The sequence below is a fragment of the Balneola vulgaris DSM 17893 genome, assembly GCF_000375465.1.
Taxonomy (GTDB): domain Bacteria; phylum Bacteroidota; class Rhodothermia; order Balneolales; family Balneolaceae; genus Balneola; species Balneola vulgaris.
In genome coordinates this window covers 1034081-1057631 of record NZ_AQXH01000001.1, presented here as the reverse complement: position 1 = coordinate 1057631, position 23551 = coordinate 1034081, and the positions used below count along the sequence as shown (strand labels likewise).

At 39.0% G+C, this 23551-nt stretch carries 18 protein-coding genes; 10 read left to right on the top strand and 8 right to left on the bottom strand.

The window, feature by feature from the left end; translation table 11 throughout:
- Positions 1–66: 66 nt before the first annotated feature.
- The 3 genes from B155_RS0104545 to B155_RS0104535 all read right to left on the bottom strand — a co-directional run bounded on the left by B155_RS0104545 (position 67) and on the right by B155_RS0104535 (position 5006).
- Positions 67–1374: a M20/M25/M40 family metallo-hydrolase gene (locus B155_RS0104545; RefSeq protein ID WP_018127059.1), complete on the bottom strand. Its 1308-nt coding sequence runs from the start codon at positions 1372–1374 to the stop codon at positions 67–69.
- Between the two features lie 73 nt (positions 1375–1447).
- Positions 1448–4228: a hybrid sensor histidine kinase/response regulator gene (locus B155_RS13555; protein WP_018127058.1), complete on the bottom strand. Its 2781-nt coding sequence runs from the start codon at positions 4226–4228 to the stop codon at positions 1448–1450.
- Positions 4229–4295: 67 nt separating this feature from the next.
- Positions 4296–5006 carry a TerC family protein gene (locus tag B155_RS0104535; protein WP_018127057.1) on the bottom strand — a complete coding sequence of 237 codons (711 nt, stop codon included), beginning with the start codon at positions 5004–5006 and terminating at the stop codon, positions 4296–4298.
- A 228-nt stretch (positions 5007–5234) separates the two neighbouring features.
- Here B155_RS0104535 and B155_RS0104530 point away from each other — a divergent pair, with 228 nt between their 5' ends.
- Both B155_RS0104530 and B155_RS0104525 read left to right on the top strand, forming a co-directional pair.
- Positions 5235–6719 carry a tetratricopeptide repeat protein gene (locus tag B155_RS0104530; RefSeq protein WP_157464727.1) on the top strand — a complete coding sequence of 495 codons (1485 nt, stop codon included), beginning with the start codon at positions 5235–5237 and terminating at the stop codon, positions 6717–6719.
- 103 nt (positions 6720–6822) lie between these two features.
- On the top strand, positions 6823–8106 hold the full coding sequence (locus tag B155_RS0104525) for an aspartyl protease family protein (RefSeq protein WP_018127055.1): 1284 nt from the start codon (positions 6823–6825) through the stop codon (positions 8104–8106).
- A gap of 2 nt (positions 8107–8108) precedes the next feature.
- Here the strand turns inward: B155_RS0104525 and B155_RS0104520 are convergent, their stop codons facing one another.
- Positions 8109–8600, bottom strand: coding sequence for a GNAT family N-acetyltransferase (locus B155_RS0104520; protein ID WP_018127054.1), 492 nt, complete (start codon positions 8598–8600; stop codon positions 8109–8111).
- Between the two features lie 3 nt (positions 8601–8603).
- A complete protein-coding gene (locus B155_RS0104515) occupies positions 8604–9308 on the bottom strand; it encodes a metal-dependent hydrolase (RefSeq protein ID WP_018127053.1) in 705 nt (234 codons plus the stop codon).
- Between the two features lie 104 nt (positions 9309–9412).
- Here B155_RS0104515 and ytxJ point away from each other — a divergent pair, with 104 nt between their 5' ends.
- Positions 9413–9814: a bacillithiol system redox-active protein YtxJ gene (gene ytxJ / locus B155_RS0104510; RefSeq protein ID WP_018127052.1), complete on the top strand. Its 402-nt coding sequence runs from the start codon at positions 9413–9415 to the stop codon at positions 9812–9814.
- A 4-nt stretch (positions 9815–9818) separates the two neighbouring features.
- Here ytxJ and ggt read toward each other — a convergent pair whose 3' ends face one another.
- Genes ggt through B155_RS0104495 form a run of 3 tightly spaced genes read right to left on the bottom strand, consistent with a single transcriptional unit; the run spans position 9819 to position 14792 of the window.
- On the bottom strand, positions 9819–11423 hold the full coding sequence (gene ggt / locus B155_RS0104505) for a gamma-glutamyltransferase (protein ID WP_018127051.1): 1605 nt from the start codon (positions 11421–11423) through the stop codon (positions 9819–9821).
- 1 nt (position 11424) lies between these two features.
- Complete coding sequence (gene xerD, locus B155_RS0104500) at positions 11425–12339, bottom strand: site-specific tyrosine recombinase XerD (RefSeq protein ID WP_018127050.1); 915 nt, start codon at positions 12337–12339, stop codon at positions 11425–11427.
- Positions 12339–14792: an HD family phosphohydrolase gene (locus B155_RS0104495; RefSeq protein ID WP_018127049.1), complete on the bottom strand. Its 2454-nt coding sequence runs from the start codon at positions 14790–14792 to the stop codon at positions 12339–12341. The genes xerD and B155_RS0104495 overlap by 1 nt, the downstream gene beginning before the upstream one ends.
- Before the next feature lie 99 nt (positions 14793–14891).
- On the opposite strand from B155_RS0104495, the gene B155_RS0104490 reads away from it, so the two are divergent.
- The 7 genes from B155_RS0104490 to B155_RS0104455 all read left to right on the top strand — a co-directional run bounded on the left by B155_RS0104490 (position 14892) and on the right by B155_RS0104455 (position 23549).
- On the top strand, positions 14892–16049 hold the full coding sequence (locus B155_RS0104490; protein ID WP_018127048.1) for a tetratricopeptide repeat protein: 1158 nt from the start codon (positions 14892–14894) through the stop codon (positions 16047–16049).
- Between the two features lie 34 nt (positions 16050–16083).
- Entirely contained in the window at positions 16084–16857 is a 774-nt protein-coding gene (rsmA, locus tag B155_RS0104485; protein WP_018127047.1) for a 16S rRNA (adenine(1518)-N(6)/adenine(1519)-N(6))-dimethyltransferase RsmA, read from the top strand.
- A gap of 91 nt (positions 16858–16948) precedes the next feature.
- Complete coding sequence (gene groES, locus B155_RS0104480; protein ID WP_018127046.1) at positions 16949–17236, top strand: co-chaperone GroES; 288 nt, start codon at positions 16949–16951, stop codon at positions 17234–17236.
- 53 nt (positions 17237–17289) lie between these two features.
- A complete protein-coding gene (gene groL, locus B155_RS0104475) occupies positions 17290–18975 on the top strand; it encodes a chaperonin GroEL (RefSeq protein ID WP_018127045.1) in 1686 nt (561 codons plus the stop codon).
- 411 nt (positions 18976–19386) lie between these two features.
- Entirely contained in the window at positions 19387–22401 is a 3015-nt protein-coding gene (locus B155_RS0104465; protein ID WP_018127044.1) for a ligand-binding sensor domain-containing protein, read from the top strand.
- Positions 22386–23036 carry a response regulator transcription factor gene (locus tag B155_RS0104460; RefSeq protein WP_018127043.1) on the top strand — a complete coding sequence of 217 codons (651 nt, stop codon included), beginning with the start codon at positions 22386–22388 and terminating at the stop codon, positions 23034–23036. Before B155_RS0104465 ends, B155_RS0104460 begins: the two co-directional genes overlap by 16 nt.
- A gap of 138 nt (positions 23037–23174) precedes the next feature.
- Complete coding sequence (locus tag B155_RS0104455) at positions 23175–23549, top strand: response regulator (RefSeq protein ID WP_018127042.1); 375 nt, start codon at positions 23175–23177, stop codon at positions 23547–23549.
- The last annotated feature ends 2 nt before the right edge of the window (positions 23550–23551 follow it).

The window sequence follows — 23551 nt, the reverse complement described above, 5'->3', positions numbered from 1 at the left end:
GCTTCTAAATAAAAAAAGTGCTTCCCTAAATGAATAGAAAAGCACTGTTAAGACTGTGTAATTAGCTTAGTTTACTTTGCTAACATCAACTCTGGTAGGCGTATCGTCGCCTGATATAATACCTTCTGCTGCTCTAGAAATGGCACGAATGGTATTGGTCATATGACTAATATCAATGGTTTCGAATTCATCAGATACTTCATGGTAATCTGGATCAACATCGATAGGAGTTGTGCTTATTGAATGTGCAGGAACTCCAAGACGAGCTAAAGTAGCATTATCACTACGATAGAATAGATTCTGCGCTGGATACGGATCTGGGTAAAACTCATAGATAGTACCCTCGGTGCTTTTTTGAAGTAGCTCACCAAACGACGAACGTTCGAAACCTGTAATCCATGCTGAATTAGGGCCAGATACAGCTGGTTTACCAATCATTTCGATATTAAACATCGCCATGATTTCATCCGGGTTTAATTGCTCCGAGAAGTATTTAGAACCATATCCACCAGACTCTTCAGCGGTAAATCCCACGAATAATAAACTACGTTCTGGTTTACCCATACTTGCAAAGTAACGAGCTAGTTCAATCACTGCTGTTACACCAGAAGCATTATCATTGGCACCATTAGCAATAGAATCGGCGCCAGCTTCTTGTGGAGTACGAACACCAATGTGATCATAGTGCGCTGAGAAAAGAACATATTCATCAGTGCGATTTCCTTCAATCATACCTGCAACATTGGCCATTTCAATTACATCTACTTTCTTAGTGATGTTGATGTCGAAATTGGTTGATGCTGATGCGTTTGATAATACAAACACTACATTCGGACTTTGCTTATCGGGGAAGGTTCTGGATGCTCGTGAAAAGAAAGACTGATATCTTCTGAAGTTTTCTTCTTGGCTATTATGAACCAAAACGAGCGCGTCTTCCGTGCCATTTCTAAATTCATTGAATTTTGCTCTAAAATCTTCGCCTCGTTTAATTTGATGTGTGGTCACATCGTCAGCTGAAGACCATGAAATGGGTTCTGCATTTACCATAGCAAAGAAATCATTGCTACCAACAGTACGCCCGTTTACACTTATTGAAGCTTCATCTACACCAATAGAATACAATTCAAAGCTTTGTCTGTAATCAGACTCACCATTAAGTGGCTGAAGCCCGATTTCAGAAAATTCATTACTTATAAAATCTGCGGCCATTTCAATTTCAGGAGAGAAAGCATGGCGGCCTTTCATTTCATCAGAGCTCAATGTTTTTAAAATTCGAGCTGAGTTCTCTTCTGAAAACTCATAGGTGTTTTGGCACTGTATAAATACTGGCAGTGCGAATGCTATTAATAAGCTAATTCGTTGTAAGCGATTCATTTAATTTGGGTAAAGTGATCATTGATACGTGAAGTATAACAATGTGTATTATAGCAATCCGTAAAATTTTGTGCTATACCCAGTTCTTAATCACTCTATATAAAGACTCTAAAGTGATGGGTTTGGCTATGAAGTCATCCATACCCGAATCTAAACACCGTTGCTTGTCTTCGTTTAACGCATTAGCGGTCATGGCAATAATGATTGGTGCTTTATCCAGTTTGTGCAGGTTCTCTTGAAGCTTTATAGTTGTTTCAATCCCATCCATTTCTGGCATTTCGATATCCATAAACACTATATCATAATGTCCTTTCATGATTTCGTTATATGCTTCGATGCCGTTCTCTGCTATGTCGGCTTTATATCCTAAACGCTCTAATATTCTAATAGCCACTTTTTGGTTAAAAATATTGTCTTCAGCTACCAATACGCGTTTGTCAGATATGGTTTTAGGAATAGGAATACTTCTAGTTTCCTTGTCATCTCCTTCACGTTGATTTTGGAATAGTTTGTCTAGTTGATGAATCAACTGTGAGTGCTTAACGGGTTTGGTAAGATGGAGATTGAAGAGATCTTCTTCTTCAGAACTAATTTCGTTGTGAATAGAGCTTAATAACACAATAGGGAGTGTATTCAAGTCATATTCTTTGCGAATCTCTTTGGCGATGTAAACACCATCAAGTTTAGGCATATGCATATCCATGATCATAATATCAAAGTTTGCAAGATCCTTGATGTTGCCTGTTGTGAGAGAGAAATGCGTAGCGGTCTCAACTTCTATGTTATGAGCTGTTAGTTGTTGAGACAGTATATGTAAATTGGTTTTATTATCGTCTAATAAGAAGGCTCGTTTATTTTGAAGGGCCACTGATCTAAATGGCTTTAACGTAGAGGAACCTGCCTCAACTCGAATGGTGAACGTAAAAGTAGTTCCAATACCAAGGGCACTTTCAACATGTACGGAACCGCCCATTGATTCGGATAATCGTTTACTGATTACAAGACCTAATCCTGTTCCCCCATATTTACGAGATTTGCCTTCTTCAACTTGAGAAAAACTTTGGAAGAGCTTCTGTTTTCCTTCTTCAGAAATCCCAATTCCAGTATCCTTGATGTTTACTTTTAAATAAAACTCTTCGTTGTCTTCAATTTCTAACTTGTTCACAGATACAAACACTTCGCCTTCTTCCGTAAACTTTATCGCATTATTTATCAGGTTTACTAATATCTGTTGAAGTTTAACAGGGTCAGAAATAATGAAAGCAGGCACATCCTCATCTATATCGTAGATGAGTTCAACGTTGGGGTTATTGTTTAATGGGGCTACAACTTCAAGAGCATTTTCGATGATTTCACGAAGCTCAAATTCGGTTTGCTGAATCACCATTTCATTGGATTCAATTTTAGAGTAATCCAATATGTTGTTGATGATACTGAGTAAGTTCTCACCACTCATTTTGATGGTTTTAACAAAATCGTACTGCTTGATATTTAACTTTGTCTCACTCAGAAGTCCAGAAAGCCCAATAATGGCATTTAACGGAGTTCTAATCTCATGACTCATGGTGGATAAGAATTGAGATTTTGCCCGTGATGCTTCTTGTGCTTCAGCGGTTACACGCTTCAAAGAAGTAGAAAATCGATATGACAGCACCAACGATTGGAAGAAGAAAAAGGAGATGTAGCCTACAGCATTTATTATTAACGACCGTGGCAAATAGCCCATATAAACGAAGAGGTCGTGGAAAAAAACGAAGAATACAATGGTGGTACTTGTAGTTGCAAACAAGGATCCATCGCGTTTATGAATGGCTGCCCGTACATATACTAAAAAGGTATATAGAATATATACTACCATGATGGCAAAGAAGGTCATCAACATATTCGTGAAGTAGAAAACAGGAAGCACAATGGCGGATAAGGCAAACAATAAGGAGATACCACTTAGGAGGGATATAATTTTCCGAGAAGCTTCATGAGGGTATAAATTCACTGTGTACTCACCAAAAAAGAATACAGCCATGTAAAGAGTGAGGTATTCCAACTTCAGGCCAAGTATCCACGGCAAGCCTGGCATAATGAAGTGGATGGGGTAAATTCCTGTGCCTGCAATTCTGTAACTATACACTATACAGAATAGAGAGAAGTAGAGTATGGCCTTTTCATGGGTGCCAAACAAAAAGAGCCCTAAAAAGAAAAATCCACCCATCAGAATAGTGCCCGTTAGGATATAGGTATAAGCTAGTTCCTGCTCACGAGCACGGTGTAAAACTTCTTCATCACCAATGAAGATGGGCTTATAAGAACCCCCTCTACGATGATGGAAATTAGTTGTATGCACTACAATTTCAATTTCATCGCCCTCAATATTATCAATGGTTAAAGTTCTGGGATTATAATTTGGCTTATAGTTTTCTTTTGAAGTTCCTACTACACCATTACTATGAAATAATTTCCCATTTAAATACAGTGAAAATGCTAGATAGAAGTCTGGGATCTGTAAGGCGAGGGTAGGCCTGTTTCTAGGAATTTTAATTTTAGCCCGATAGGTAGCATAGCCAAAAGGGGTGTAGTCTTCATTCCAAAGTTTAGTGAATGCTCTATAATTTTTATCCTCTTGAAGGGCTATTTCAGAGGGTGGAATAAGTGACTCCCAATAGAATTCCCACTCCCCATAAAGAGGTACAGACCGCCCATATAACGAATATTCAGTTAAATCAATTACCCCTTCCTCTACTTTAGGGATATCATCTTGACCAAAGACAGGAGAAATAGACAATATCATAAAGAGTACTAAAAAGTAGAGTGCTTTAGGTACACCTGTCCCAGTAATAATTGATCTATTATTCCCCATCTATTTTCCGAATATGAGAGGTGAGTACATTATTTGTTGGTACTACACCTTAATTTAATGTGATTTTTTAAAGCTTTTTGATCGCTTCTTTCTTTTGTGCCCGATTCTTTGAATACCTCATTTGCAATAATTCTACTAACAAGGCAAATCCCATAGGTAGATAAATATATGCCTTAGGAACTTCTTTGTGGAATCCTTCCATGAATATGGTAATTCCGATGCTTATTAAAAATGAGAGTGCCAATATCTTTAATGCGGGGTTCTCAGTAATAAAATCGCCAATGGGCTTCGCAAATATCAGAATAAGGGTATAGGATAAAACTACAGCAGTGATGATTACCCAAACTATATCTGTTAAACCGATCGCTGTTATAACACTATCCACAGAGAATACTATATCTAGCAGCACGATTTGAGTAATCACAGAACTGAAGGTACTCTTTTTGTTGTTAGCTAGGTCTTCTTCGTCTTTTAGCTCTACGGTATGATGAATCTCTTTAACGGCTTTATATAGCAAGAACAAGCCACCCACTATCAAAATGATATCGCGTATGGAAAAGTCCATAAACACAGGATTGGTAAGTTCTGTGAGCTGAAGAAGGAGAGCTAATAATACCAAACGCCCAACCATGGCTAATGCTAAGCCAATATTCCTGGCTTTATTTTGATACTTCTCATCTAGGCGACTTACGAGAATGGTGATAACGAGAATGTTATCTATACCTAGCACTAATTCTAATCCAATAATAAGAGCGAAAACACCAATTAAATCTGCCATAGATAATTTTTTGCCTGAAAATGAGCATAGCTCATCGGATTTACAAGCTTCTAAATTTTAGATTGTGGGGTTTTTCAAATTTTTGAGTTTATTAGGAGAGTTGAAACGTTCTAGAAAACATATCGTCTGATTAACATGAAGTCTACTTTCCTAACATTCGTACTCTCATTTGTTTGCCTTACCATTTTCGCACAAAATGTAAGTTACCCAACTAGCTTTTCGGAGCCCATGCCACTTTACTTAAAGGCTTTAGGCGATTTTTCTTATCCACTGAATAATTCTAATGAAAAAGCACAGGCTTATTTCAATCAAGGCTTCCAAATGATGTATGCCTTCACAAAAGTGGATGCCGCTCGCTCTTTTCGAGAAGCTCAAAAAGCCGACCCTACGTGTACACTTTGTTATTGGGGTGAAGCTTGGGCTTGGGGTTCATACTTAAATGGGGATATGAGATCAGATGAAGGCCCACGAGCTTATGCCAAAATTCAAGAAGCGGTTGAGGTTGCCAAAGAACATGGAACTCAGAAAGAAAAAGAGTTAGTAAATGCATTTAGTGTACGCTACCTGCCTGAATACGATAATGACAAGCTTGCTAGGCAAGACACCTTATATGCCATCGAAATGGAAAAGCTTTACAAGAAATACCCAAACGATTTAGATATCGGTACACTGTATGCTGAATCATTATTTCTATTGGAGCCACGCAGAGGTACTCGCGATGTAAACGACCCCGATGTAATAAAACTTCATGATGTTTTAGAAGAGATTCTTCAAAAAGATATAAAGCACCCCGGGGCCTGTCATCTATACATTCATGCAACAGAATCTAGCCAGAACCCCGAATGGGCGGCTTCATGCGCAGAATATATTGGCACCTCGATTCCAGGAGCTAGCCATATCAATCATATGCCGTCACATACCTGGAATGAAATGGGGCGTTGGGCCGATGCTGTACGATCTAATATCATGGCTTGGCATTCAGATATGAAAGCGTCGGTAGGTGAAGGCTTCGCTATCTATCCTTCTCACAATCTTCATATGTTGGCTTTTGCAGCTAGTATGGATGGGCAAGGTGCAATAGCTATTCAAGCAGGTAAGGACTATGCGAAGCTAACAAATAACAACATGTATCATGTGCTTACCCTCATCCGTTTTGGCCGTTTTGATGAAGTTTCAGCAATCTCAAAAAAGCCATCTCATGATGTACATGGAGGGATGTGGGATTTTGCTCAAGGATATGCCGCTCTTAAACTTGGAGACATCGACAAAGCAATGGAGCATAAAGAAAAGGTGTTAGAAACAGCTGCTTCATCGAAGGCACGATTTAGATTTCACTCGGCAGAGCATCTACTTCATACTGTTGGGTACATCTTAGAAGGGGAAATTGCCTGGACAAATGAGGACTACCAAGGTGCGAAAAAAGCCTTTGAAAGTGCAATTAGCTACTACGATCAATTGACTTACGATGAACCTGAACCTATTCCATTTTCACCACGACATTGGTATGGTGCACTTTTAATTGAAATGGAAAACTTTGAAGAGGCGATTAGTGTTTACAAGAAAGAATTAGAGCATCACCCGAATAATGGGTGGTCGCTATTTGGCATCAAGAAAGCTTTGGAAGGATTAAATAGAGAAGATGAGGACATAAACAAAGCCTTTGCTGAAAGCTGGGCTCGGTCTGATACTTGGATTCGAGGATCCAAGTTCTAAACTAAACTAAAATATCATCGAGAAGAGGAACACTACATACCGAGGGTGGTTATTACTTAGCTTATTATTTGGGCTAGTAGGGATCGCATGTGTTCCTAATAAGATGATTGAGCCATCTCGGGATAGGGATATAGAGTTTGAAAGCCCCTACCGGTCGCGAGTTACCATTCCATTCGATGTAGTAAATAATTTGGTGGTAGTGCAGATGCGCATCAACGATTCTGCACCCCTGAATTTTATTTTAGACAGCGGCGCTACTCGGATTATCCTTACTGAAATTCCTGATGGTGAAGAACTCACCCTGAACTTTACACGTGAAGTGCTTATCAATGGATTGGGGAATGAAGCTCCCAAAGAAGCCTTGCTTTCATTAGGCAACAATGTGTTTATGAAAGAAGTGAAGGGCACAAATCAGGACGTAATCTTTCTTCATAAACATAAGCTTGATTTGTCCTCTTTCATGGGGATGCCCATACATGGCATTCTAGGGTATAATCTGTTTCAGGATTTTGTAGTTGAACTCAATTATCAGCGAGAGCGCTTAGTATTACATCATCCGGATGTTTACCAATCCAAGTTCAATGAGCTCAAAAAGAGCAAGAAGTGGCATTACCTGCCCATTACTGTTGAGGGGCGTAAACCTTATGTAGAAGCTCAAGTACTTCAAGAAAATGGAAATGCTATCAACACAAAACTTCTGGTAGATTCTGGAGCTAGTAACTCCTTTTCACTGTATGTAACCGAAGAAAGCGGGGTGTATTTACCACCAAAAACTATTGATTCATTTCTTGGTACAGGACTAAACGGGGAAGTCTTTGGCAAGATTGGACGTGTTGATCGAGTGAAAATACACGATGTAGTGGTCGACCAAGATCCGGTGGTTTTTTACCCTGATAGCGAAAGTATAAAGTTGGCACTCGAGGAAGGCGACCGGCAGGGGGTAATGGGTTCAGATTTCTTATCCAGATACAGAGTGATTTTTAATTATGAAGCAGATGGGATGTTACTGAGGCCAACGAGTAAGGCAAAAGAGGAGTATTCCTATAATAAAGCGGGGCTTGAAGTATTTGTATCGGATATTTCACCCGTACTAATAAAATATTCATACAGTGTGGCAGGCATGCAAAGAACGAAGAGTTTGAGTTCTCTTCCATTCTATGAAGTGTCGCAGGTTCGCAAAGGGTCACCAGCCGATGAAGCAGGGATATTACCGGGGGATCTCATCCGACAAGTAAATACACGAAGAGCCTATTTGTTTACTCTGAATGAGTTGATTGATATTCTTGAAGGCGGACGAGGAAACACCATTCGCATTACCGTTACGAGGGATGATAAACAGCTTAGATTTTTCCTGCGATTGAAGGATGAAATAGCATTAGATTCATAACCTTACTGGTCTAATACCTTACCCATATAGACTTGGCTCAAAACTTTATCATAAGCTTCAAAAACATCGGGTAAGTATGCCCATTGCTCGAAGCCAAATTTTTCAGTGAGCTTTATGCTTCTTTCATTCCCATCTAGAATAATAGCTATGATCACCTTGATTGAGGTTGTTTTAAGATAATTGATCAAGTATTGAAGAAGGGCAGAGGCTACGCCTTTTTGGAAATGCTTATTATCAACGAAATAACTAATTAGGGCTGTTCTATCTAGTGATGGACGTTGAGGCCGGTAAGCAGATAATGCAATATATCCTATCAGTTGGCCATCCTCCTCGTACACAAACACAGGGTGGTTTCTAGTTCTATGTTCTATCCAGTGTTTACGTTTTTCAATACCCATAGGAGATTGCAAAGCAGTCACATATTTTAAATCTAGCGACTGCTGTACAATCTCTTCGATGCGTTCAGCATCATCAATATGGGCATGTCGAATCATTACTTAGCCAAGAAATTGTTCACCAGCTTTAGGTATTACCACCTCAACATCTGCAATTTCCTCTAGCACTTCTTGAAATTCGGTTGGGTCGGCATCAATCGGAGGCCATGTTCCATAATGAATTGGAAGAGCCATTGTTGGATTTACCATTTCAACAGCATAAGCCGCTTCTTCAGGTCCCATTGTAAAGTGATCGCCAATAGGTGCAAGCACAACATGAGGTTCGTAAAGCTCACCATAGAGGGATAAATCAGAAAATATGTTGGTGTCGCCCATATGATAAATACATAGATCGTCTTCGAATGAAACAACCAATCCAGCTGGATCACCTGCGTATTCGCCATCAAAAGAAGAACTGTGATTGGCAGATACCATAGTTACAGAAAAATCTTCAAAATGAACGGTGCCACCTTTGTTGAAGGCAATCGCTTGGTTTTCGCTCAAACCCTTCTTTTGTAGTAGCCCCATCAACTCAACAATACCCACTACGGTACACCCTGTATTTTTGGCAATCTCCAAAGTATCGCCCACATGATCTTCGTGTCCATGCGTTAAAAGGATATAGTCGGCTTCTTTTACTTCTTTAAGTTCCTCAGGAGTACTAGGATTATCTTTGAGAAAGGGATCAATAAATATGATCTTTCCAGAAGGACTTACAAGTTTAACTGCAGAGTGACCGAGCCAATAAGCTTTAATATTCGTTTCCATTGTGAATGATTTATTAGTGTTCTAGCTTTAGTAGTTGAATGAGTATTGGACACAACACGTTCCATATTAATCATTAATGTAATATTTCCGAATAATAAATAGGTATGAGTTTCTTAGATAAACTTGGTAGTATTTTTAATTCAAGCCCAAATTCTGATGCCCATCAACTGTGGCACGAGTTAGAATCGGAAGAACAGTTTGATGAAATTATGATGGCATCAAACGAGAAAACACAGATTGTGTTTAAGCACAGCCCAAGATGCAGTGTTAGTTTCTTCGCGATGAAGAATTTAAACGATACTGAATTCTGGGCAGCCCATAATGTGGATTTACACCTTATTGATGTAATTAGAAATAGAGAACTTTCTCTAGCCTTTGGAGATAAAGTTTCGGTGCGTCACGAATCTCCACAACTATTTGTAATAAAGAATGCCGAAGTTATTTGGCATGGATCTCATAATGCAGTGAACACAGGAAGTGTAGCTCAAGCACTGCGTAATTTTTGATTCCTTAATAGCCTGAAGCGAATCCATCACTTCTAGGATCAACTCCACTCCATTTCAAACCATCGTGATCTACATAGATCATTTGAACTCTTCCCATTTGATGTGTTCTCAGTTTATGGCCTTTAGCCAATAATAATCGCTGGGTATCGGGGCTTATGCCAAATGCTTCATAGTAAATGTAGTTTTCCTGTCCGTTGTGATGAAAGCGTGGGGCGGATATGGCCTCTTGGGTATTCATCTTGAAGAGGAATTGGTTTAAGAATGTCTGTACTAAAGCTGATACTATTTCTTTACCGCCAGTTGCGCCAAAGGCTAAACGGGCTTTGCCGTTTTGGCTAACAATACTTGGCGCCATCAAGCTGATAAGGCGGTTAGAATCTGATGTTGTTATGGTAGAAGGAGTTTTACTTAATAGGAAACCAGCTCCTTCAACAGCTAGGAAGCTTCCAAATGGACCATTTAGAGTTGTAGTAACAGAAACGGCATTGCCTTCTTTATCAATTACCGAAAAGTGGGTGGTTTCTGAACTATTATTAAACTGATCAAATTCAGAATTTGATCCATTTCTAGATGCGATAGTATCCATGGAGAAGGAACGAGAAAATTGCTGTGAAATTGAATCATTGCTTCTATTTGATCTAGACCTTTTACTCAAGGTGGTTTGACTTTCATTAGTTGGAAGTCCAGAAAAAGTGGCGTTTAACGCTTCTGAAATGAGGTGAATATAGTTGGCAGAATTATGCCCCATTCTATAAACAGGGTAGTCTTGAACAAGCTGTAGTGTCTGAGTAAAACTAACACCTCCTAAACTTGGTGAAGGTACCGTATGGATCGTGTAATCATCATATTCCACTTGAATAGGAGTGCGCCATATACTTCTATAGTTATATAAGTCTGAACGGGTGAGTGAGCCTCTATTCGATCGTGCCGACTGAATGATCTTATCGGCTACCTCCCCAGAATAGAAACCATCTCTGCCATACTGTGCAATTTGCTCCAGTACATTGGCTAAATCTTTCTGCATAAATAAATCCCCTTCTTTGAATGGAACTCCATTCTCTTTCTGAAAGTAAGTTATGGATGAAGGGTGATCATAGAATTCATCGGCGTATGCATTTAAAATCTGTGCCTGTTGATAGGATAAGTAAAATCCATTGCGAGCTAGATCGATAGCGGGTTGTAGAACTAATTCTAGAGGCATTCGGCCATGGTGTTCAAGGGCTCGAACCATACCGTCTACCGTTCCCGGAATGGGTATCTGTTTTAAGTTGCGCCTATTATTTTGTCTAGAGTTCTCTACGATGGATTCTCTAAAATCTAGTGCTGTAGTCGAGCCATCTTCTAAGTGGATGATCATAAAACCCCCACCACCAATATTCCCAGATTGAGGCAGAGTAACTGCAAGGGCGAATTGGACCGCTACTGCTGCATCAATGGCATTTCCACCCCGTTGTAGAATCTGTTTCCCAACTTCAGAGGCATAAATTTCTTCCGTAACCACTAAGCCATTTTCATAAGATTGGCTTTGACGAAATTGAGCATGAATGGGAACCGTAATGGCAGGGTATATAATTATAAAAAAGAAGAGTGCTGATAGACTAGCTTTCATGTTAGGCGCGAGGATGGAATTCTTTATGTACTTGATGAAGGAATGAACGATCGACATGAGTATAAATTTCAGTAGTGTTAATGGAAGCATGACCTAGCATTTCTTGAACGGCTCGTAAGTCGGCGCCTCCTTCAAGTAGATGTGTTGCAAAAGAATGCCTAAAAATGTGTGGATACACCGGTTTTTGGATATCCGCCGCTTTGGCCGCTTTTTGCACAATATTCCAGATACTCATGCGAGTTAATGCTCCGCCTCTTTGATTGAGGAACACACGGTTTTTGGCTTTGTCTGCTTTACTTGGTTTATAGAATAAAGGGCGAATATGTTCCACGTAATGTTCGATTGCTTCTTGGGCAATTTCACCCACCGGTACCAAGCGTTCTTTGTTCCCTTTACCAATTACTCGAATGAAGCCTATTTCAAAGAATAAGCGATCTATTTCTAAGCCTGTTAACTCACTCACACGCATGCCTGTGCCATACAAACACTCTAAGATGGCTTTATCGCGAATTCCGGCTGGCTTTTCTAAATTTGGAGTGCTGAGAATTGCCTCTACTTCTATTGGGTTGAGAACTTCCGGTAGTTTCTTAGCCTTCTTAGGAAGCTCAATAAGTTCAGCAGGATTAGCATGCGAAAATCCTTCGATAGTGGCAAACTCATGAAAGCTTCGGATACTGGATATATTACGAGCAAGCGAACTAGCCGAAAGACATTCCGAATCGAGTAAATAACCTAGAAAATCTTCTATGTGATTTAAACTAACACCCGATAAATCATTGAGTTTTTTTTCAAAAACCAAGTAGTCTAAATAACGCTCTAAGTCGTTTTTATAAGAGATAATGGAGTTTTCAGATAAACCTTTTTCTAGTTTGGCAAATTGAAGGTATAAGTTAAGCTCACGCGTAAATTTCTCCATTACTCAGAACTCGGTTTAGACTCCTCTTGGGTTTGAGTTTGCTCGCTCTTATTCTCCGATTTTTCTGCATCTGAGCTAGATTCATCATCCGGTTTAGCATTCGAACGGTCTGATGTGTGCTCTTTCTCCTTGTCCTTACCTTTTGTCTTTCTCTCGCTGTCTTCAGGGTACTCGATTCTACTGTGGTACACCCCAACTAAGATGTTTAAAAAGGTCTCTTTGATAACACTTAAATCCCGGAAAGTAAGTGGGCAATGGCTGAGTTGACCTTCCGTTACTCGGTCATCCACCATGCGGTTTACTAAGTTTTCGAGTTTGCTATAATTTGGGTTCTTCATAGCACGAGAAGCCGCTTCAATGCCATCAGCTAATAACAGGATACCCGTTTCTTTTGTGCTTGGAAGTGGGCCATCGTATCTAAACTGCTCCTCATTTAGCATCTCTTTTAAGCTTTCATCTTCCTTTGCTTTCTCATAAAAATAACGGATTACAGACGTACCATGATGAGTTTCAATAAAGTGAGTAATAGCTTTTGGAAGTCCATGCTCTTCAGCCATTTTAACGCCTTCTGAAACATGCGCCTTTATCACCATGGCACTCATTTGAGGCTTTAGTTTGTCATGTTCGTTAACACTGCCTTGGTTTTCAACGAAATAAGAAGGTTTAACCATCTTCCCAATATCGTGATACAGGGCACCTACTCTACAGAGTAATGCGTTTGCTTTAATGGCACTAGCAGCGGCCTCTGATAAGTTGGCAACTTGTAAACTATGGTGGAAAGTACCCGGTGCCTTATTCATTAATTCCTTCAACAGTGGGCGGTTGGTATCGCTCATTTCAAGCAAGGTGAAATCGGTTGTAACACCAAATAACTTTTCAAAAAGAAGGATGATGGGATAAGTAAATAGAATGAATACCGCGTTGATCGCAATGAATAGGATTTGATTTAAATAGTCATCCCACCCACTTAGCTTTGCCAGCGCAAAAGCTCCAACTACAATTAAGTAAGTCACAAACACGATGCCCGGTGTAGTAAAGAAAAATTGAGATCGATCTTTAATATCACGTACTGAAAATACCCCCATGCTGCAGGCACAGAAGGTAGCGATGGTAAACTCAAAGTCGTTACCATTTACCAATCCTATAAGGGATGCCAAGGTTACCGAAGCAATGATACCCACTCTTGAGTCAAATATAATAGTGAGGATAATCGGCGCTATGGCAATGGGTATTACATAGATACTAGAGAGCTCAAAACGAAAGATGATCACACTCGCCAAACTCACCAAACTCATGGTTAGAAACACCAAGAAGAAGAGTCCGTTGTGATTACTGATGGGGCGACGATATAAATAGAGGTACATGAAAAAGACCATCGATATGGCGATGATGGCAATTACACCTCCACTAAATCGAAGCCATTTTTCCGCTAACGAAGCGTTTTTAGATCGTGTTTCCGAAAGGCTATTCAATACATTTGCTACTTGCTCGGTTACGATATCACCTCTTCGAATAATTACCTGCCCTTGAGCTATGGCGCCTTTGGTTTCACTGATGGTATTTAACTCTTCCTGAATCTTAGCCTCTGTATCAGCTTCACTATATATGTTATTAGGTTGAATGGCTTTGTTATAAAGCTCCATTCCCAACTGTGCAACTTCTTGGCTGAATTCTCTATTCAACTGAAACTGGGCATAGCTATTGGCTTCTTTTAAATCACGTACTCGAGCTTTTGTAACGATGCGATCGGTGCTGTTAACAGGATTGCGAACGATAATCTCGTTCTGATCAAACGTTGACTTATTTCTATTGATGATACCATCGGTGTGAAGCGTTTCAACAATTTGTTCTAACTCTTGTTTTACTCGAACGCCTAGAAATGAGCTTTGAGGTCGATTTCGAGTTTTCATTGTGTAATAACTCTCAAAAAGTAGATTCCATGAATCTTCAGTAAGCTGAATGCTTGTATTTGAATAGGATTGAGCAAATCGAATACTATCCTCAAAAACACTATTTAGGTTATTTTCTTTACTCTCTTGCCAAATATAATACCCTTCAAGCACGGGCATGATGCGTTTATACAGAGAATCGATTTTTGTTTGAGTATCAATCGACGCACTGGGTTCTACTCTGAAAATAGGGGAGATGGTTTGGTTGATTTGCTCTTGCTCTGTCTCTATTTCAGCTTCAGTTTTCTTAATCGCGAAGGTATAGGGAGCTACTAAATCGTCGGCTCTCCACGGTTGGCCAACGGTGTAATTCAATCCAGAATTGATGGTAGCATGAGGAAGCGATAGAATAGAGATGCCAATAAAGCAGATAAAAATGAACGCTCTTAGATAGGGATTCCGCTTCAGAGAATACGCCTCTTGCTCCTTTTTTAATTTCTCACCCATTAAAGGAGTTATCTCCTTTCGTTTGGGGCTTAAACCAATTTTTTCGAGTAAACTCATAAATATTATATAGATTCGCTAGTAAACAGATAGCAGCGTTAACTAAGTTACAACACTTGCTATTGATATCTAAACTGCGATTAATTTAACTAATTTGTAATGAAAACCTTTTTTCTTCTCATTTTTTTGAGTTGTTCTCCTTCGATTTTATCAGCACAAATTGTTGATAGTGCCACAACGAAACTATATCACCAGCAGCTCTTCGAACATATTGATCGAATCAATGTGGGTGATGTTAATAGTTTTATAGCGTCTTTTGACATTGAAAGGTTTACTGAAAGAGTATTTGATGATATCACAGTTGCATCGAATAATTTGGAGCAATTTAAAAATGGATTTAAGCGAGGCATGAAATCAGAGATGCACAAAGCATTAAATGAAATGTTAACGGCATTCGATAATTACCAATATGTAAACTTTAGTGTTACAGATAGTTCATTTTCAATGTTAATGCGAGGATTTGACGACGAGGGGTTAAACTATTATGAGTTAATAATAGACTACTCCAATAAAAATTCATTACGAATAATTGATATCTACCCATACTATTCAGGCGAGCTATTCAGCGACACCATTAATCGAATTGTTATAATTCTACTTTCAGAAACAGGGATGCTTGATACCACTGTTTCAGGTTTCGACACAAATAAACAATTGTTATCGAGTAATGTAGATAAAATGAAACAGATGGGAGAAATGAGGCGGCAAGCTAATCATCAAGGGATGGTAAACTTGTATAAGTCGCTTCCAGAGCCATTAAAAGTAGAAAAGATCTTTATAATCAACGTATTAACATCAGCATTTTATGTTGATGAGATGTTTTATTTATCAATTATTGAGCAATACAAAAACATATTTCCCGACGATCCAAGTCTTCCATTAATAACCTTAGACTATTATTTATTGAGAGGAGATATCGAAAACTCATATAAAATGATAAATGAGTTAGACGCTACAATTGGAGGAGATAATTTTTTAAATACGTACAGAGGATTTGTTGCTGAGGTAAATGAAGATACTACAAGGGCAATCAAATATTATACAACAGCAATTTCAAACGACCCCTATATCGAAGATGCATATTGGTCGTTGATTGAAATTTATTTGGACCAGGAAAATTTCAAATTGGTAACTGAGCAATTGATAGCTTTAGAGGAGTATATTGGGTACGAATTCACTGAGCAGGGATTTGAAGAAATTGATATCTATGCTCAGTACATTCAATCATCAGAATTCAAAGAATGGATAAAGCCATAGCGTAGGCATATTTCCAGCACTAAGTACAGTACAAATGGCATTTAAGACTAAAAAGAGTTTAGGACAGCATTTTCTTACCGACAGCAACATCATCTATAAAATAGTTGAGGCCATTGGTGCAAACTCAGACGATCGACTCATTGAAATTGGTCCTGGTACAGGAGCCCTCACTTCGTGGTTGACTAAAAAGTACAACGACTTACATGTGATTGAAGTAGATGAGCGAGCTATTGAAGTTTTAAAGCAACAAGTTCCAGATGTACACATCCATCAAAAGGATGTATTGAAGGTGGATTGGTCGGAAATTTTGTCTGACAAAAATGACAACTTTGTCGTAGGTAATCTTCCTTATTATATCACCAGTCCCATTCTATTTACTTTGCTAGCACAGCGCTCGAATTTCAAAGAAGCCATATTGATGATGCAGAAAGAAGTAGCTCAACGATTGGTCGCATCCCCATCATCTAAAGATTATGGCATACTTTCGGTACAAACTCAATTGATGAGTACTCCTGAAATTTTATTCGATGTATCACCTAATTCATTTAACCCTCCTCCAAAAGTAATGAGTTCGGTTATTCGACTCACTTTCGATAAACCTGCCTTAGAATGCTCAGACGAGGCATTAAAAAAAGTAGTTCGTACAGCTTTCAACCAACGGCGTAAAAAATTGAGCAATGCGCTTAAGCCTGTACTCGACGACTATAGGCCAGAAGGTTATAACTTTGATCAGAGAGCTGAAAACTGGACCCCTGACATTTATGCAGAGTTGTCTGCCCATCTCGAAAAGCAAAATCATTTGAAATGATTTGGTACGGAAGTTGCTTTAGTTGATGTGAAAAATAAAAGGGCATCTGCCCACATTAACTACTAACAACAAAAAAACAGGAGTCATAAATATGGCTAGCATTAAACCTTTAGGCGACCGTGTACTAGTGAAAGCGGACGCAGCTGAAGAAGTAACCAGCTCTGGTCTGTATATCCCAGATACAGCTAAAGAAAAACCTCAGCAAGGAACTGTTGTTGCTGTGGGTCCGGGAAAAGTTGAAAACGGAAATAAAATTGAGATGTCCGTAAAAGAGGGAGACAAAGTACTTTACGGAAAATACGCTGGTACTGAAGTTTCTTTCGACGGAGAAGAGTACCTGATTATGCGCGAGTCTGATATTGTTGGAATCCTGTCTTAAGCAGCTCGCCACTCAAACACATTTAATTCATAAATCAAAAATAGAAGAATATTATGTCAAAGTTAGTTCACTATGATGTGGAAGCACGCGACGCCCTAAAGAAAGGTGTTGATAAGCTTGCTAATGCAGTAAAAGTTACATTAGGCCCACGTGGACGCAATGTTGTAATCGAAAAGTCTTTTGGTGCCCCAAAAATTACTAAAGACGGTGTAACCGTTGCTAAAGAAATTGAGCTTTCTGATAAGCTTGAAAACATGGGTGCTCAAATGGTGAAGGAAGTTGCTTCCAGAACCAACGACAATGCAGGCGACGGTACTACTACCGCAACTGTATTAGCGCAAGCTATCATTAGCGCAGGTCTTAAAAACGTAACAGCGGGTGCAAACCCAATGGACCTTAAGAGTGGAATCGACAAAGCAGTTGCTGCTATTGTTGAAGCACTTAATGATGTTAAAATTGACATCGACAACGACATCAACAAATTAAAGCAGATTGCAACTATCTCTGCTAACGGTGATGATGAAATCGGAACTATGATTGCTGATGCTTACGAAAAAGTAGGTAAGTCGGAAGATGGTAAGTTCAACAACACTGGTGTTATCACTGTTGAAGAAGCAAAAGGTATCGAAACTACACTTGAGACTGTAGAAGGTATGCAGTTCGATCGTGGTTACCTTTCTCCTTACTTCGTAACTGATTCAGAGAAAATGACTACTGAATTAGAAGATCCATACATCTTAATCTTCGACAAGAAGATTTCTACGATGAAAGACCTTCTGCCAATTCTTGAAAAAGTAGTTCAGTCTGGAAAGCCATTATTAATTATTGCAGAAGACATCGAAGGCGAAGCACTTGCTACATTAGTAGTAAACAAACTTCGTGGATCACTTAAGATTGCAGCGGTTAAAGCTCCAGGCTTTGGCGACCGCAGAAAAGCAATGCTTGAAGACATCGCGATCTTAACTGGCGGTACTGTAATCTCTGAAGAAAGAGGCTACAAACTTGAAAATGCTACTCTAGATTTCTTAGGTCAGGCTAGCAGCGTAACTATCGACAAAGACAACACTACTATTGTTGGTGGATCAGGAAAAGCAGACGACATCAAAGCTCGTGTAAACCAGATCAAAGGCCAGATTGAGAACACAACATCTGACTACGATCGTGAAAAACTACAAGAGCGTTTAGCTAAGCTAAGCGGTGGTGTTGCTGTTCTTTACATCGGTGCTGCTTCTGAAGTTGAGATGAAAGAGAAGAAAGACCGTGTTGAAGATGCCCTACACGCTACTCGTGCCGCTGTTGAAGACGGTATCGTACCAGGTGGTGGTGTTGCACTTCTTAGAACACTTAAAGCTCTTGATAGCTTAAAGTCTAATAACGAAGACGAAGCGGTTGGTTTCCAAATCATCCGTAAGGCACTTGAAGCACCACTACGTACTATTTCAAACAATGCTGGTGTAGAAGGAGCTATCGTAGTTCAGAAAGTACTAGAAGGCGAAGGCGCTTTCGGTTACAACGCTCGTACTGAAACTTACGAAGACCTTATTAAAGCAGGTGTAATCGACCCAACTAAAGTAACTCGTGCTGCATTACAGAATGCTGCATCTGTTGCAGGTCTATTACTAACCACTGAAGCTGTTATTTCAGATAAGCCATCAGACGATGATGATTCTGCTGGAATGGGCGGTGGAATGCCAGGTGGTGGAATGCCAGGAATGGGTGGCATGGGCGGTATGATGTAATTCATCCCCTATATTCACTCTAAAGAGTATAGCCTCGATCATGTTTATGGTCGGGGCTTTTTTTATGGCCACGTTGTAGGGTGGCTTGTATAGCATCGCTAAAAGCGAAGCTGGAGCTTTAGAGAGTGTTTCCAATGAGGACGTTGGGAACGAGGGTAAGTGACAAAACAGGTGGTTTTTATCTCTTTGTCATATCGACCGCAGATAGATATTTAATGATTGATGTAATCACCCTAGATAAAACAACTGGAAAGGGAAAGAATTAATACTACTGTAGGCTAAACGAAACAGCCTTGACTTGTATAGCTTTACCATACAAGTGTAAAATAAAACATAAATATTGGCACTTCTTTATCAATAATTTGCTTTTCAATATTCCCTCGTTATTTTTGTCGTTATTCAATACGTGGGATGGCAAAAAGGACTTTAAGGCGGCTTTTATTTATTGGTATTCATCTACTCATATGTTCATCTACTTTTGCCCAAGAAGTAGCAGTAGAGAATTATGTCGTTACGCAATTCGGTTTGGCCGAAGGGTTACCTCAAAGTACCATTAATGATATCATTCAAACGAGTGATGGTTATATATGGCTAGCTACATTTGGTGGATTAGTTCGATTTGACGGCCATCAATTCAAAACTTTCAACCGATCGAATACGGAAGGGCTCGAGTACGATCGCGTAGTAAGTATATTTGAAGATAGTAATAAAAATATATGGGGAGCTTCAGAGCAAGGGGTAGTACGTTTGTCGAAAGGCAAAGCAACTTCATATACTATAGAGAATAGAACAACCTCAATATCTGCGGGATGGATAAGTGAAGATAAAGATGGAAGAATTTGGGGAGCGTTAAATGAGAGTTTTTATCTACTGAAAAATAATCGATTTGAACGCCAAACTCTTTGGCAGGCGGATGAGACCATCTTGGAACAAATGTCTAATGATACTTCAGGGGTTCATCTCTTTCTGGGTAAAACAATTGTAAAGAGCTACAAAGATAGGCTGTATAAAATTGTCGATCTAAGCAATGATGTTAATTCCCATATTGTAAAAATGGTTGAAGACCCAAAAAAGCCTGGGTCAATTTTTATCGGAACGTCCAATAATGGAATTCTGAAATTAGAAGGGAATAAAATTAAGCTACCTGAACAGAACTCGAGGTTAAGTGTGAATGATCTAATAGGGCTTTATTTAGATCGCAATGATAGATTATGGGCATATTCCAATAAAGAAGTCTTTATTAATGACGGTTCTCATTTCAAGCCATTTAAGATACCTGGTAAGAGTGAGGGATTAGGATTTCAAATTCGATTTATATTTGAAGATAACGAGGGTAATCTGTGGTTTGGTTCGGTTGCCAAAGGGGTGTTCCGGTTTAAAAAAACCAAAATATCCATGATTGATGAGAATAATGGCTTAACCAATCAACGAATGCTTTCACTTACAAAATTGAATGATGGCAGTTTAGTATTTGGGACAAACTGTGGAGGTTATTTTGTCTCAAAAAATGGTGTAGTTGATTACCCAGCTAGTAATGATTTTCTTCCAAATAATTGTGTTTGGTCAGTTTTTCAAGATTCAAAAGATAGAGTTTGGTTTAGTTCAGAAGGCTTGTATATGTCGAACTCTTTACATGAAGAGGGTAAAAGGTTTGATCTCTCGGATGGATTTGAAGGAGACAATATTTTTGCGCTCTATGAAGATAGACAAGGCAATATCTGGATAGGATGCAGTAACGGTATTTTTAAGTACAACGACGAGTCAGGCTTTAGTTCATACAAAAAAGCAGATGGCTCTGATGTGCCTGAGACACGAGTGATTTTTGAAGATACTCGTGGAGCTATTTGGGCGGGCACCGTTACGGGGGTGTACAAAATAGCTGACAGTACAGCGGTAAATGTTTCTTTGGTATCTGCAGAAGGATATTTAAATGAAAAAGATGAGCCTTATATACGAGCTATATATGAAGACAATGAGGGAATATTTTGGTTTGGTTCATATGGGAATGGAATATTCAGAATGGAGGGGGATAAGCTGCTAAACATTGGTAGTAAGGATGGTTTATTTGATAATGTTGTATCCCATATTGTGGTAGATAAGAATGAAAATTTCTGGATTGGTAGTAACAGAGGAATTTTTAGAGTTTCAAGAAATGAGCTAAATGATTTCGCAAAAGGTCAAATCAAAGAAGTTTCTTCGTATTCATATGGCACAGGCGATGGAATGAATTCAGCTGAAACAAATGGTGGTTTTCAGCCTAGTGCAATTAAAGATTCCGTGGGTAATATCTACTTCCCAACAGTGAGTGGTGTGGCAGTGGTTACAACAGAGCAAGTGAGTGATAAGAATGCAACACCTACCATTTATATTGAAAAGATTACTGGAAGTGAATTTGAACTCTCATCACCAGAAAAGGTAGAACTTTCATACAATGATACCTTTCTTGAAATCAAATACACGGCTATTAATTTCACAGATCCTGATAAAGTGAAATTTCGATATCGCTTGGCAGGCCTACATGAGAATTGGATTGATGTAGGGAGTGTACGTTCGGCTTTGTATACAAAAATTCCTCCTGGCGATTATACCTTTCAAGTTGTTGCAGCTAATAGCAGTGGAGTATGGAATGATGAGGGAGCATCCTTCAGAATAACAGTAGTGCCTCCTTTTTGGCAAACGGGTTGGTTTTACTTTTTTAGCATTATTACCGGTGTGATGGTAATAGTGAGCATGTACTATAGAAAAGTTCAGCAGCTAAAATCAGAAAATGAAAGACAGAAGCGATTTTCAGAACAACTCATAGAATCTGAAGAACAGGAAAGAAGGCGTATTGCAAACGAGTTACATGACAGTTTAGGTCAGCAGATCCTTGTAATTAAAAATAGGGCAGAGTTGGCTAAAAATTATCTAGACAACCCAATGGCTCTTCAAGAGCAACTGAACGATATCGTTGATAGTGCACAAAGTTCAATATCAGATGTTCGTACCATTTCACATGGTTTGCGACCTGTTCATCTTGAACGATTCGGCCTCACCGAAGCTATTATGAATTTATGCGACAATGTGAGACAGACTTCTGATATAGACTGGATTGTTGAAATTGACGATATAGACAATACTATAGAATCAGAAAAAGAAATCAATTTTTATCGTGTTATTCAGGAGGCCATTAATAATATTTTAAAGCACTCCTCAGCTACACAAGCTGAAATATTTGTCAAAATAGAAAACTCAGAAATTTCCACCACCATCATAGATAATGGGTCAGGGTTCAATCCAGATAAAAGGGAGCACAAAGAAGGCTTAGGACTTACGGGAATGATTGAACGAGTTGAATCATTAGGTGGGGTATTTAAAATTAATACAAATCATATAGGAACATCACTCTCTTTTAGAGTGCCAATTAACTCATGGGTAGAAAAATAAAATTATTGATTGCAGACGATCACCCACTAATGCTTAATGGACTTAAGCAAGTATTTGACTTAGAGGATGATTTTGAAGTTATAGAAGCAACTAATGGGGAGGAGGCCTTAGAGCTTATAAGAGAGCAAAAGCCAGAAATTGCAATACTAGATATAGAAATGCCCTTAAAAACGGGTATTGACGTAGCTAAACAAGCGCACTATGAGTCTCTATCTGTAGATATAATTTTTTTAACCATGTACAATGATGAAACAGTATTCAATAAGGCCATGGATATTGGGGTAAAGGGATTTGTGCTCAAAGAAAATACCGTATCAGAAATAGCTAACTGCGTAAGAACTGTTGCTGAGGGTAAATACTATTTAAGCCCCGTTATTTCTGAATATTTACTTCGCCGTAATTCAAGGCTTGCTCCTGAAGCAACGGATAAATATGGTATTGACTTGTTAACAGAGACTGAGCGGAAAATCATGAAACAGCTTACCTTAATGAAAACCAGCCAAGAAATTGCAGATTACTTCAACGTGAGTATTAAAACGGTTCAAAATCATCGTAATAACATTTGTAATAAACTGGGATTAAGTGGAGCACATGCCCTTCTAAAATATGCACTTAATCATGAGAAAAGATGGTAGCCTTACCATTTATATAGGTAGTTGTACCTAGAAGAATAGGTAGTTCTCTCTATAGATTATCGAAATCTATACACTCATTTTTCGGAAAATGTGAACAAAGTGGTTAGCTCTATAGCTAGAACCAGTTGAAAGGAATACATGAACGTTCTAATTGTAGACGACCATGGTGAGATACGACGATTACTGAGGCAATATATTGAAACAATTATCAGCAATGAGTTGGTTGTGAGAGAATGTGGAAGTGCTGAAGAGGCTATTTCAATATATCCACAGTTTAAACCAGATTTCGTTCTTATGGATATAGAATTAGGTGCAATGTCGGGGTTTGATGCTACTATACATCTAATGAAAATAGATTCGGAGGCAAAAGTAGTCATTGTATCAAGTCATAACTCCCCTCTATATAAAAAGAGAGCTAAAGAACTACAGGTTCAAGGCTATATCTGTAAAGATAATTTGCGTGAACTAGTTCCCATATTACATATGCTAATAACCAAATACCAATTGCGATGAAA

What these genes read in the sequence shown, in the direction of transcription:
- B155_RS0104545 (WP_018127059.1), bottom strand. Translation starts at nt 1,374, where the DNA reads ATGAATCGCTTACAACGAATTAGCTTATTAATAGCATTCGCACTGCCA.
- B155_RS13555 (WP_018127058.1), bottom strand. Translation starts at nt 4,228, where the DNA reads ATGGGGAATAATAGATCAATTATTACTGGGACAGGTGTACCTAAAGCA.
- B155_RS0104535 (WP_018127057.1), bottom strand. Translation starts at nt 5,006, where the DNA reads ATGGCAGATTTAATTGGTGTTTTCGCTCTTATTATTGGATTAGAATTA.
- B155_RS0104530 (WP_157464727.1), top strand. Translation starts at nt 5,235, where the DNA reads ATGCCACTTTACTTAAAGGCTTTAGGCGATTTTTCTTATCCACTGAAT.
- B155_RS0104525 (WP_018127055.1), top strand. Translation starts at nt 6,823, where the DNA reads ATGATTGAGCCATCTCGGGATAGGGATATAGAGTTTGAAAGCCCCTAC.
- B155_RS0104520 (WP_018127054.1), bottom strand. Translation starts at nt 8,600, where the DNA reads ATGATTCGACATGCCCATATTGATGATGCTGAACGCATCGAAGAGATT.
- B155_RS0104515 (WP_018127053.1), bottom strand. Translation starts at nt 9,308, where the DNA reads ATGGAAACGAATATTAAAGCTTATTGGCTCGGTCACTCTGCAGTTAAA.
- ytxJ (WP_018127052.1), top strand. Translation starts at nt 9,413, where the DNA reads ATGAGTTTCTTAGATAAACTTGGTAGTATTTTTAATTCAAGCCCAAAT.
- ggt (WP_018127051.1), bottom strand. Translation starts at nt 11,423, where the DNA reads ATGAAAGCTAGTCTATCAGCACTCTTCTTTTTTATAATTATATACCCT.
- xerD (WP_018127050.1), bottom strand. Translation starts at nt 12,339, where the DNA reads ATGGAGAAATTTACGCGTGAGCTTAACTTATACCTTCAATTTGCCAAA.
- B155_RS0104495 (WP_018127049.1), bottom strand. Translation starts at nt 14,792, where the DNA reads ATGAGTTTACTCGAAAAAATTGGTTTAAGCCCCAAACGAAAGGAGATA.
- B155_RS0104490 (WP_018127048.1), top strand. Translation starts at nt 14,892, where the DNA reads ATGAAAACCTTTTTTCTTCTCATTTTTTTGAGTTGTTCTCCTTCGATT.
- rsmA (WP_018127047.1), top strand. Translation starts at nt 16,084, where the DNA reads ATGGCATTTAAGACTAAAAAGAGTTTAGGACAGCATTTTCTTACCGAC.
- groES (WP_018127046.1), top strand. Translation starts at nt 16,949, where the DNA reads ATGGCTAGCATTAAACCTTTAGGCGACCGTGTACTAGTGAAAGCGGAC.
- groL (WP_018127045.1), top strand. Translation starts at nt 17,290, where the DNA reads ATGTCAAAGTTAGTTCACTATGATGTGGAAGCACGCGACGCCCTAAAG.
- B155_RS0104465 (WP_018127044.1), top strand. Translation starts at nt 19,387, where the DNA reads ATGGCAAAAAGGACTTTAAGGCGGCTTTTATTTATTGGTATTCATCTA.
- B155_RS0104460 (WP_018127043.1), top strand. Translation starts at nt 22,386, where the DNA reads ATGGGTAGAAAAATAAAATTATTGATTGCAGACGATCACCCACTAATG.
- B155_RS0104455 (WP_018127042.1), top strand. Translation starts at nt 23,175, where the DNA reads ATGAACGTTCTAATTGTAGACGACCATGGTGAGATACGACGATTACTG.